An 11,517-nucleotide genomic window follows, 5' to 3' on the forward strand; every position below is an offset into this window, starting at 1 on the left:
TTTTTAGCGATCGCTGGTTTTTGATCCTACCTCACCAAATCGCGTTGCTCCCGTAATAGATTTCGTCATTATTATCACCACCACGTGGATCTTGCTCTTTGATAGATTGTATGTAATACAAGTAGACTTTAGCCATGATGCTTTATTCTCCTTCAACATTTTTTAGATGCTATTTTATACTTGAGCTTTGGCTAGTTTGCGGTGCGAAACCCAAAAGCTCTACAGGAATTGAGATAGGGCAAAATACAGTCAATCGCAAGGCTTAATTACTTTTGAAAAGATATCACCTTGATCAATCGAAGTGCTGAATCCAGTCATAAAATTTCATATTGACTTATACAAGCCGAAAATCCCAAAAGCAGAAAATTTTGGAAAAAATAGGAGAAGCCAGTAGGCGTGATGTCAGAATCTGTTATTGAATCAGCTAGTCGAGTAATCGCACAAGCGATCGCACTTTACGAAAATCTTCTCGAACAGCAGGAAAAAGCTCACAATGAAACCCTGGAACAACGTGAGGCTGAAAAGATGTGGATTTACCAAAAGCGCCAAGAACTTGAGCAAGTACAGAATGGGCTGGAAATCATTCTCAGTAAATGTACCAGTGATCGCAAAAATTAAACAACTCAATGACCTCAAAAGACATATTACAGACATCCTCCACGCAGTTATATCTGGCTAAAATGCTGTAAGAAGCGATCGCACTTTGTTATAGTCGCCAGTCTCATAATGCCATTTACAGATAAACGTCCTCTTAGTTGGTTGTTGCAGCAGTTTCAACTCCAGCCAGGTAAGCCCGCCATTGCCTCTGGATTGCGTAGCCTTTTTATATTGGGTGTTCCAATTGGAATTGGAATCATTACAGGTCATGCTGCTGAAAGTGCGATCGCCACTATGGCAGCTTGGTTCGTTGGCATGGTAAATGTTGACGGAGCCTACCGTCAGCGAGCGACTGCTATGATCGCAGCTACCATTGGTGTAACTGTAATGTTTCTAATCGCAAGTCTGGTTAGCAGTCATCTCTGGTTAGCTGTCCCGACCACATTCTTGGTAATATTTATCACAGGTTTAGCAAATCTCTATGGCAACGTGGCTGCATCTGTCAGCTTGATTACTTCGATTATGTTTGTGATTGCGCTGGCTAGATTCGCTGCATTTTCTAATTTGTCTACTCTTATTCAACACTGTGGGCTATGTCTGGCTGGTGGAACATGGACAACTGTCCTGTCTTTAGGACTGTGGGTAGTGCGTCCTTATGTACCTGCAATGCAGATAGTCGCTAACTGTTATCTCTCATTAAGCAATTTTGTGGACTTGGTAGGCCACAGAGCATTAAATTCAAAGGAGCGTCAGGAGTGGGAACAGCGATTTTTGCAAGCTCAGGATACACTCATTCAGAACTTGACATCTGCCCGTAGCGTCTGGACAACTATCTGGACTAGGCAAAAAGGAGCTAACCTGCGGGGAAATCAGTTACTCGTATTAATTGAAGATATAAATCAAATTGTCAATTCTGTTGTAGCACTGAACGAACTGTTAGTGATCGCATCCGAACATCAACTATTTTCTCGGTTACAGCCAGAAATTCAGCAAGTGATAGAACAGTCGGCAATTGCTCTGCAAATGTTATCACAAGCGATCGCCAAAGGAAAAAACTCACCTCACTTAGGGGATCTTGATCGGAGCCTTGAAGCACTAGAACATCAAAGGCAAGTTCTGCGTTCTCAAATCCTCAATCAAACCATCAATGCTCAGACAGATGAATATTCCGATCTCCTCAACCTTGGCAAGATTACAGCCAGTCTGACAAAACTAGTAGAGCAAATTCATACTGATGCAGAGATTGTTACAGATTTAAGCCAGGGAAAACAGCGCAACAGCATTGCCCAGCGAGATATTTCCCCCCCAGCCAAACCAGAGCGTTCTACAATTATTGATACGCTGCGAAATAATTTCACTTTTGATTCAGTCCTCTTTCGTCATGCGTTGCGCCTCGCACTAATAACAACCCTTGCTGAATTACTTGCCTCGCTATTCCAATTACCTAGAGGCTACTGGATCACCCTAACAGCTTTAGTTGCACTTAAACCTAACTTTGGTGGAACGTCACAGACAACAGTACAAAGAGTCGTTGGCACTATTTTAGGTGGAATTATCGGTATTGCTCTGGTTTTACTAGTTAAGAATTCATTGGCGATCGCAGTTTGTTTCCTGGTGCTTGTGTTTGTGGCGATGTCGGTGCGACCGTTAAGCTACAGTATATTCACCATACTACTCACTCCCGCCATCATATTGCTACTCAACATTATTAGTGCAGGTGGCTGGAAGGTTGGATTATTGCGGATCTTCGATAGCTTTGCTGGGGGTGTCTTAGCACTACTTGGTAGCTATTTGCTTTTCCCTCGTTGGGAACGACAGCAACTTCCTGCACAACTGGAAAAGACAATTCGAGCTAATCTTGCTTACTTTCAGCAAGTAATAGCTAACTACCTCCATCCAGAACATAATGCATTTGCTGATTCTATCAACATGCTACGCCACCAAGCAGCACTAGAGAACGTCAACGCTAACGCCGCAGCTCAACGATTGTTCAGCGAACCTCGTCACATTCAGGGAGAAATCGAACCTGTAATGACGCTGATGGCATACATTCGTGGCTTTTTCAGTTCGGTAACAACTTTAGCAGAACATCTGCGGGAATTTAGCGGCGAGTACCAATTTACTGAAGTAAAGCGACTTACTGATACCATTGTCCAAGTTTTGGAAAACTTAGCAGATGCCCTTGGGCAGGGACATCCACCTCAACCATTACCAGCGCTAGATAGCTATCTCGAAGCAATTCACTACCAAATTGAACAGCTACATACTGCTCGGTTATCAGAAATTGCTACCAATTCCAACACTTTAACTCCCACATTACAAGCCGTTCGAGAACAAACTCCGCTCTCCACAGAACTGGATCGAATTGTTAATGAAATTAAAGTTATGCACTGTGTAATTGCTCGTCTGCAAGAATAATTGGCGTTGCAAAACAGTGGGATGAATTGAGGCAAGCTCTTGAGGCAGATTAAGCAGAGGGGAAATTTTAGAAGTTGCCAAATCATCCCATAAATATGCAACGCCGAATAATTTTCTTTACGAAGCTGAAACCATTTTATTTAAGATATGCCAAAGTCCGGCGTCCAATTATTCCGTCTGCTCTTAATCCTTTAGACTTCTGAAATTTCATCACCGCTAAACGTGTCTTGTTATCAAAAACACCATTCACACTTGCAGTATAGAATCCTTGCTGTTTTAACAAATTCTGAGCAGTTTTGACTCCTTCTCCTCTGCTACCTACTGTGAGTGCGGTACTGTGGTTTGCCATAGTATTAGACTTATGGGCATTAACCTTTCGGACAGCATTAGCCTTTTTCATGGTGCCGCCGGGATTTTGAGCAACCTGGGTAGCAGTAGTCCTATTGTGGCTTTTATTATTGCTTAAAGAATAAGCAGGCGCAGCAGTAGCTAAAGCCAAGGCAGGGAGCAAAGCAAGTACTTTCCAATTCATCTTTTTGTTCCTTCTAACTATAAGATTTCTGACAATTTTGATTAGAAGAATCATTCAAATAAGGGTTATTGCCTTATAGTGATTCTCCTTGGTAAACTCTGGTGTGTAGGTTTAGTCTAGAGCGAGTCTATTTTTTAACCCAGAGCTATAGCATCACACGTTATATTGACAGAGCTATTGCAAAATTGTGACAAAAGCATGACTAATTTATTTAGAATTGTGTCGCACAAAGTCTTACTCTTGATTTGTCAACCAATTTTGGATTTTAGATTGACCACATGCATCAATGCAGAGGCTTTAAATAAAGAATTGTAGATTTTTTATTTTGGATTTGTTCCATGAAATTTGCTTGCTCTCAGACCTTTTTAGATTTTAAATTTTGCATCTTCAATTCCATTATCTAAAAACTAAAATCTAAAATTCGGTCAGTTTTTAACAAGGGCTGCGATCGCAGCTACCAGTTTCACAGGATCGGCTGGTTTAGCGATATGGAGTTGAAATCCGGCTGTAAAAACCTGTTTTTGTGTGGTTTCTGCGGCGTAAGCACTTAGAGCGATCGCGGGAATTTGTCCACCTAAATTGGCGGGCATGGCTCGTAACTTTCTGATCAAAGTGTAACCGTCAACATTTGGCATACCTAAATCGCTTAACAGCAAATCTGGCTTTGACTGCATAATTGCAGTAAGTGCTTCACTGGCTGATGCTGCGATCGTCACGATTGCTCCCTGCTGTTCTAATAGAAAGGCCAGGAACTCACGGGTATCAGCATTATCATCTACAACTAACAAACGTATTCCTTCTAGTGGAGCATAAAGCATACAAGATGGATAGGAATCGTCTGATACATTGTGATTTTCACTTCCTAATTCCAGATGTTGAAACACGGGTAGGCAAACTGTAAACGTCGCGCCTTGTCCTTCTCCAGCACTTTCTGCCGAAACTCTACCACCATGTAACTCGACAAGTTGGCGCACAATCGCCAAACCAAGTCCTAGCCCACCAAAACTTCGGGTTGTACGACTATCTGCCTGACGGAAATACTCGAATACGTATGGCAGAAAATCAGAACTAATACCTTTACCCGTGTCACTAACTCTCAGTTGTACCTCAGAATTAATCTGTTCTAAATAGACTTCGACTTGTCCACCAGATGGTGTGAATTTAACAGCGTTAGAGAGCAGATTCCAAATAATTTGTTGAATACGACTACTATCACCCTTTACCTGTCCAATTCCTGTATCCAAATGAAGATTAATTTGAATAGACTTTGCTTCTGCTGCCAATTGCACTGTCTCTAAGGCAGCTTGAATAACAATAGCAAGATTAACCTTTTCTAAATTAAGTGCTAGCTTACCCCGGAGAATGCGAGAGATATCCAACAAATCTTCAATCAACTGAGCCTGTAATTCAGCATTTCGTTCGATGGTTTCCAGGGCACGCACAGTAGTAGCTTCGTTTAATGAGCGATTCTTTAATAGCTTTGCCCACCCCAAAATGGGATTAAGAGGAGAACGAAGTTCATGAGAGACAATTGCTAAAAATTCATCTTTGATGCGGTTTGCTGTTTCAGCAGCTTCTTTCGCCTTTTGGCGTTGTTCTGCTATTTCTAAAGCCTGATCGCGTAAGTTTTTATATTCCTGAACTCGAAACGTTAAATCTGTCAAATCTTCAATTGAAAATAGAGCATAAAATCTATCTCCATCCAATGCGGACACAGCAGTAACAGTTGTGTGTTGAATGCGGTATTTATCTTTAGATATAGGTACTGGAATGATATATTTATGCAGTTGAGAAGAAAAAATTGTCGGAGGCCCACCTTGAAAAATTTGGTGCAAACGGCTAGCGTAACGAGGTTGATTCAGATGAGGAAAATATTCCTGAATAGAAATTCCCAAAATTTTACTTTTCGGAATTTTTGTCCATTCTTCTAAACAGCAGTTCCAAAAGATAACAATATAATCTGACTGTAGAACAAAAGCTCCTAAAGGAATTTTATCTAAAAGGCTAAATTTTTCCTGAGCTTGTTCAATTATATTCATTGTATTTTCAAAGTTTTTTAAGACTTTTTTCACCGATTTTTGCTAATATTATATTATTGAATGATTCCAATTTCGTCATTCATTGCATTGATGAGCGCATCAAAAGTGCCCACCAGAAAGACTAAAATAATATCTCCAATAATTTCTAAGCGTTCAATTGTGAAACTGGCTTGTGCCAGTAAGATTTTTGAATCGCTCTCGTATGCAGATAATAATAAATTTTCAAGGGTATCTTCTAAATAAACGGGCAATGTGTAGTTTAGATGCCTCTTTAGCACATTACTCAGTGAACCCATTACCCCATTTATGACAATATTACCAATTTCGCTCAGGGTGCCAATTTTCACTGCATCTAAGTCAGCCGATCCTGGCTTTTCACCTGTAAGCACTGCAACCAATGTTGATGCGCTGTCAGTTGGAAAAATTAAGCTAGCAGTGCCATAGAAAGAGCCTGTAAAACGTAGTTTTACAGCTGCCAAAGTATCATCCTGAAATCGTTTTGTTAATTCTTGATAGGCATCGGTAGCAGTTAAGACTTTAACAACCGGAATTTTGAGACGAATGTGAGAGTCTACCATTTCATTAAGTAGACTTGCTGCTCGACCAACTCCAATATTAATTAACTCTTGCAGGGCATCCAGTTCTTCTGCTGTCACATTCATGAAAACTTATTCCTTGATATTAAGAACTTCCTGGACTGCCTTTCGCAATTCACTTTCTTTTGGGGGTTTATTAATAAAATTGACTGCTCCCAGGTTATAACTTTGATTGCGTGCCCCTTCTTGGATATCGGCAGAAATAATAATGATCGGAATTTTTAATTCTTTACCTTGCATAGCTTTCAAAAATTCAAACCCATTCATATCTGGCATTAGAAGATCCGCTAAGACACAATTTGGCTTATGGTTGTCAACCATTTCTAATCCCTCACGCCCATTAGTTGCTTCAATAATTTCATAACCATCGACTTGCAGAAACTTACGGATCATTCTGCGAGAAAAAGCTGCATCATCGATAATCAAAACTATTGCCATCAGTTTTGTCCTTTTGTGTTTTAACTTAATAATTCTTGTTTTAGACTAATTAGCCTATATTATTAATTAAAATGAATAAATTAAAGAATTAAATAAATATAATTTTACAATCATTAGTAATATAGTTTCGGAAAAATTATCAAACTCGCTGAAACTATAATGCTATGCTGTGAAGCTATTTTTTTAATAGAACTTTTAAAAATTTGTTAACTATTTGAAATTAAAATCTAATTCCAGCTTTGCTATCCGTTGCCAATGTAAAATTGTTATGTGGTGGATATAGATTAAACGGTCGATTTCTCGCAGGCTCATGTTATTAAGATACATTTTGAGGCATAGTTGCTTGACATTGTTTGAGTAGCACTAAGGTTGGTAGGATTTGAGAAACTGACGTTAGCAAAGCGGGGTGGAACGCACGTCGCATTATTTGCACTTGTAACATTCTTTGTCTTGACGACGATTATTCTTGAAAGTTTGAGTTTAATGGCAAGAATAACATTGCCTGTCTCTTAACTATATCATTAGGGCAAATATAATGTCTCCAACCTGAAAAAAGACAAACATCTATCTTTAGATAGAGAATATTGAGTTACAATATTAAATTAGTATTAAAATAAATACATAAATTTTTACTTTATTAACCAATGGAGTTAAATGAAATTGACGATGATATAGAAGCATTTCTTGTTGAAAGCTATGAGAACTTAAATCAAATTGAAGGCGATATTATTGAGCTAGAAAAAGCATCTGCGAATGGAGAAGCATTAGTTCGCATTTATCGCTCACTCCATACGCTGAAAGGAAATTGCGGCTTTTTACCGTTTCCTAATTTGGAATCACTTGCTCATGCTGGGGAAAATTTGCTCTCGTGTCTGCGCGATCGCCAACTAGCAATCACCCCTGACATTATTAGTACTTTACTACAGACAGTTGACAGCATTCGGCAAATGCTGTCTCAAATTCAAGCTACAAAGCATGAGGGCGATCACGATTATTCAGCACTGATCGTGGCACTAACCCGATTGTCAGAAACTAAACAGACTCCAAAACCCTCTCAATCGCCTGAGCCTGCTGTTAATACACAAATAGATGCAGAAGCTCAAAAAGATACAGCAGGTAGTGATTTTGAGTATCTTAATCACGAACTCACAGAAATATCAACTTCGACAACATCAGAATCTGCTTATATCCGAGTCAATGTTAATCTGCTAGATCAGATGATGAACCTAGTGGGTGAACTCGTTTTAGCCCGTAACCAGATAATCGGATTTAGTACGAAGTTTAAGGATAATGGTTTTGCTGCTACCTGTCAGCACCTTAATTTACTTACAGCTGAGTTGCAAGAAGGGGTGATGAAAACTCGGCTGCAACCAATTAGTTCCATTTGGCAAAAGTTCCCTCGCGTCACCCGCGATTTAGCGATCGCTTCCGGTAAAGAAGTTGAAGTGGAGATGGAGGGGGCAGATACCGAACTAGACAAAAGTATTATTGAAACAATTAAAGACCCCTTGACGCACTTAGTACGCAACTGCATCGATCATGGGATTGAATTACCAGCCGAGCGGGTTGCTTGTGGAAAGCCAAGTTTAGGACGGCTATTTATCAGAGCCTTTCACGAAAGTGGCAAAGTTAATATTGAAATTGGCGATGATGGTCGCGGTCTGAATTTAGAACGGCTGAAAGAGCGAGCGCAGCAACTTGGTTTAGTAAACGCTGTGCAGGCTGCAACCATGAGCGAGTCAGAAGCGATGAACTTAATTTTTTTACCCGGCTTCTCCACTGCTGAACAGGTGACTCATCTTTCCGGGCGAGGGGTTGGGATGGATATTGTCAAGAGTAATATTGAGAAGATTAACGGAACGGTTGAAATTCACAGCCAACAGGGACAAGGAACGACTTTCAAAATCAAGATTCCGTTGACATTGGCAATTATTCCAGCATTGATTGTCAGCAGTGGGGGCGATGCCTCACGACAAGCCCTACGGGTTCGGGGGTTCGCAATCGACGGGAACCGCCAAGACTGCGACCCCCTCACCGCTCCGCGTCTACGCTATGCCATTCCTCAAGCGAGTCTACAAGAGTTAGTACGCCTAGAAGCACTCAATAGTATTGAGATATTATACGATGTGCCTGTGTATCGCTTGCGAGATAATCTTGTGCCATTGGTTTACCTCAATAAAGTGTTGCAACAGGATAGTGTCAGCAACTTAGAAACACTCAGTCTGGTAATTGTGGAAGTTGATAATTATCGCTTTGGACTGGTCGTAGACACAATTGAAGACATCCAAGACATTGTAGTTAAACCTTTGGGAAAACAGTTAAAGGCGCTATCCCTATTTGCAGGAGCCACCGTTTTAGGGGATGGCACTGTGGCATTAATTATTGATGTTGTCGGTTTGGCAAACCAAACTGGTATAACCGCCAAAAAGCAGTTGTTGAGCGAAAATGCTGCAAATAGCCAAGAGCAAGCAGGCGATCGCCAAACAATTTTACTATTTGAAGGGCCCCAAGGCGCACGTATGGGCATTCCACTGGCGATCGCATTTCGGCTCGAAGAGATTCTTGCTTCTGCTGTCGAAAAAGTCGGTAATCAGGATGTTTTGCAGTCTTATGGTCAAATTCTGCCACTGATTGATCTTCAGAAGATATTTTCTGATAGCGATCATAATCACTCTAATGATGAGGCTTTGGCGACAGTTGCAGAAACGCTCCAGGTAGTTATTGTTTCTCCATACTCAGAACTCAGTGTTGGGCTAGTGGTCAATCGCATTCTTGATATTGTGGAAGAACCACTGACCATTAAAGGTGTCCCTAGTAGACCTGGTGTGCTTTTCTGTGCTGTAATTCAAGGACAAATCACAGAAATTATTGATATTGAGACTGTAATTCGGATTGCTAACCCTCATTTGCTACAATTAGCGACTCATGACTGAACAACAAATTTGCACATTTTTTCTCAAAGGAGTTTACTTTGGTATTGACGTGCAACACGTTCAAGAAGTGATTCGTCCACAAGCAACGACTCCTGTACCTTTGGCACCACCAGATATTTGTGGGTTGATTAATTTACGTGGACAAATTATTACTGTCATCGATTTGCAGCGTCGATTAGAGATGAGCCAAGCGCAGACACAATCAACTACAAAACTTGTAGATGCAGCCCAAGGATTTAATATCATTGTATGTTTTGATAATGAAGTAGTTAGTCTGTCCGTTGATCGCGTGGGAGATGTTTTAGAGTTCGCACAAAACACCTTTCAACCCCCACCCGCAACGTTAAAAGGTAGAATGCGTCAGATGCTAGCAGGAGCTTACCTGCTTCCAGACGGATTTCTGTTAGTTCTAGACGCTGAGAAAATTCTAGATGTTAATTTAACAAGTCAGATTATTGAGTAATTGAGGAGCGCTTTGCAATGACTACAAATCGGGCTGGGAAAACAGCCAACTCCAAATCTCCCTCGGTGGATAGTGCAGATTCGCAACCGGCCGATGACAGTGTGATAAAAGTGCAATTGCAAGCGTTACTAATAGCACTTAAGGCGGCAAAAAACGGTGATTTTACCGTCCGTTTAGCTGATGAGAATAATGAACTGGGGGAAATTACCTCAGTTTTTAATGAATTGGTGAGTTTAAATCAAAACTTTGCTAACGAAGTTAATCGCTTGGCATCCGAGATTGGTATCGAAGGGAAGCTTGGTTCTCAAGCCGTTGTCAAAGGAGCGGGTGGGAGTTGGAAAGAATCACTCGACAACTTGAATCAGATGTCTACAAATTTAAGAGAGCAGATAAAAGGTATTAATGAGGTCAGCCTTTCCGTCGCTCAAGGAAATTTGTCCAAGCAAATCGAGGCAAGCAATGCAGGAGAGTTTAAGCAGCTCACGGATAATGCAAATCAGATGATTAGCAGCCTGAGGTCTTCAATCAGACGGATGACAGAGGTGGCAACAGCAGTTGCGTCTTCGGCAGAAGAACTGACCGCAGTCAGTAAAGAAATGACTGAGAACGCCGAACAAACAGCCGAACAGGCCACTTCTGCGTCTGCCTCTGCTGAACAGGTAAGTCAGAATACTAATACAGTTGTGACTGCCGTGGAAGAGATGAATGCTAGCATTCGAGAAATTGCTAAGACCGTTACTGAAGGAGCAAAGGTGACGACTGAGGCAGTTAAAACAGCTGAACGCACGAACGAGACAATTAACAAACTCGGTCAAAGCAGCATCGAAATTGGCAAAGTTATTAAAGTCATTACCTCGATCGCAGGGCAAACAAACTTGCTAGCACTCAATGCTACCATTGAGGCGGCTAGAGCCGGGGATGCAGGTAGAGGATTTGCCGTAGTCGCCAACGAGGTGAAAGAATTAGCCAAACAAACGGCAAGTGCGACTGAAGATATTAGCTTGCGAATTGAAGCAATTCAGACAGATACAAAAAGCGCCGTTCAAGCCATTACTCAGATTACTAGTATTATCAATCAAATCAACGACTTCCAAAGCACGATCGCCAGTGCTATTGAGCAGCAAACAGCAACTACGAATGAAATTGGTCGAAATATGGCTGAGGCAGCCAAAGGAACATCAGATATTGCCAAAAGTATTGGAATTGTGGCACTCAATACTCAAACTACAACTACTGGAACCAGTAATACTTTAGAGGCAGCCACAGAACTATCCCGAATGGCAGTAAATTTGCAGAAAGTCGTCAATCAGTTCAAGTATTAGTTTTTTGTCCTTAATCCCAAAGAAGAGGCAAGGGAGCAGAGGGACAGGGGGGCAGAGGAGATATATTTGAGAATGCAACAATGAGTCTTTGATACTCGTGAATCCACCTCAGAACTCCGTTAACGAGTCTTTGATACTCGTGAATCCACCTCAGAACTCCGTTAACGAGTCTTTGATAC

Annotated in this window: 9 protein-coding genes; 5 read left to right on the forward strand and 4 right to left on the reverse strand. The window is 41.1% G+C overall.

Annotated features, from left to right (window positions below; genetic code table 11):
- The first annotated feature begins 399 nt into the window (after positions 1-399).
- Positions 400-618 carry a hypothetical protein gene (locus ACFE90_RS29960; protein ID WP_375505999.1) on the forward strand — a complete coding sequence of 73 codons (219 nt, stop codon included), beginning with the start codon at positions 400-402 and terminating at the stop codon, positions 616-618.
- 108 nt (positions 619-726) lie between these two features.
- Positions 727-3,015, forward strand: coding sequence for an FUSC family protein (locus ACFE90_RS29965; RefSeq protein WP_375506000.1), 2,289 nt, complete (start codon positions 727-729; stop codon positions 3,013-3,015).
- A gap of 136 nt (positions 3,016-3,151) precedes the next feature.
- Here ACFE90_RS29965 and ACFE90_RS29970 read toward each other — a convergent pair whose 3' ends face one another.
- The 4 genes from ACFE90_RS29970 to ACFE90_RS29985 all read right to left on the reverse strand — a co-directional run bounded on the left by ACFE90_RS29970 (position 3,152) and on the right by ACFE90_RS29985 (position 6,620).
- Positions 3,152-3,547: a peptidoglycan-binding protein gene (locus ACFE90_RS29970; RefSeq protein ID WP_375506001.1), complete on the reverse strand. Its 396-nt coding sequence runs from the start codon at positions 3,545-3,547 to the stop codon at positions 3,152-3,154.
- 425 nt (positions 3,548-3,972) lie between these two features.
- Entirely contained in the window at positions 3,973-5,586 is a 1,614-nt protein-coding gene (locus tag ACFE90_RS29975; protein ID WP_375506002.1) for an ATP-binding protein, read from the reverse strand.
- 53 nt (positions 5,587-5,639) lie between these two features.
- Positions 5,640-6,248, reverse strand: a complete 609-nt coding sequence (locus ACFE90_RS29980) for a chemotaxis protein CheC (RefSeq protein WP_375506003.1) — start codon at positions 6,246-6,248, stop codon at positions 5,640-5,642.
- Between the two features lie 6 nt (positions 6,249-6,254).
- Positions 6,255-6,620 (reverse strand): response regulator, encoded by a 366-nt coding sequence (locus ACFE90_RS29985; RefSeq protein WP_375506004.1) that lies wholly within the window; start codon positions 6,618-6,620, stop codon positions 6,255-6,257.
- A gap of 644 nt (positions 6,621-7,264) precedes the next feature.
- On the opposite strand from ACFE90_RS29985, the gene ACFE90_RS29990 reads away from it, so the two are divergent.
- From ACFE90_RS29990 to ACFE90_RS30000, 3 genes are read left to right on the forward strand one after another with little or no spacing between them, the layout of a single operon-like run.
- Positions 7,265-9,553 carry a chemotaxis protein CheA gene (locus tag ACFE90_RS29990; protein WP_375506005.1) on the forward strand — a complete coding sequence of 763 codons (2,289 nt, stop codon included), beginning with the start codon at positions 7,265-7,267 and terminating at the stop codon, positions 9,551-9,553.
- Complete coding sequence (locus tag ACFE90_RS29995) at positions 9,546-10,016, forward strand: chemotaxis protein CheW (RefSeq protein WP_375506006.1); 471 nt, start codon at positions 9,546-9,548, stop codon at positions 10,014-10,016. Before ACFE90_RS29990 ends, ACFE90_RS29995 begins: the two co-directional genes overlap by 8 nt.
- Positions 10,017-10,033: 17 nt before the next feature.
- A complete protein-coding gene (locus tag ACFE90_RS30000) occupies positions 10,034-11,338 on the forward strand; it encodes a methyl-accepting chemotaxis protein (protein WP_375506007.1) in 1,305 nt (434 codons plus the stop codon).
- Positions 11,339-11,517: the final 179 nt, after the last annotated feature.

The organism is uncultured Nostoc sp., from assembly GCF_964245445.1.
GTDB lineage: Bacteria > Cyanobacteriota > Cyanobacteriia > Cyanobacteriales > Nostocaceae > Nostoc.

Coding starts and splice junctions, on each gene's coding strand:
- ACFE90_RS29960 (WP_375505999.1), top strand. CDS start 400: ATGTCAGAATCTGTTATTGAATCAGCTAGTCGAGTAATCGCACAAGCG.
- ACFE90_RS29965 (WP_375506000.1), top strand. CDS start 727: ATGCCATTTACAGATAAACGTCCTCTTAGTTGGTTGTTGCAGCAGTTT.
- ACFE90_RS29970 (WP_375506001.1), bottom strand. CDS start 3,547: ATGAATTGGAAAGTACTTGCTTTGCTCCCTGCCTTGGCTTTAGCTACT.
- ACFE90_RS29975 (WP_375506002.1), bottom strand. CDS start 5,586: ATGAATATAATTGAACAAGCTCAGGAAAAATTTAGCCTTTTAGATAAA.
- ACFE90_RS29980 (WP_375506003.1), bottom strand. CDS start 6,248: ATGAATGTGACAGCAGAAGAACTGGATGCCCTGCAAGAGTTAATTAAT.
- ACFE90_RS29985 (WP_375506004.1), bottom strand. CDS start 6,620: ATGGCAATAGTTTTGATTATCGATGATGCAGCTTTTTCTCGCAGAATG.
- ACFE90_RS29990 (WP_375506005.1), top strand. CDS start 7,265: ATGGAGTTAAATGAAATTGACGATGATATAGAAGCATTTCTTGTTGAA.
- ACFE90_RS29995 (WP_375506006.1), top strand. CDS start 9,546: ATGACTGAACAACAAATTTGCACATTTTTTCTCAAAGGAGTTTACTTT.
- ACFE90_RS30000 (WP_375506007.1), top strand. CDS start 10,034: ATGACTACAAATCGGGCTGGGAAAACAGCCAACTCCAAATCTCCCTCG.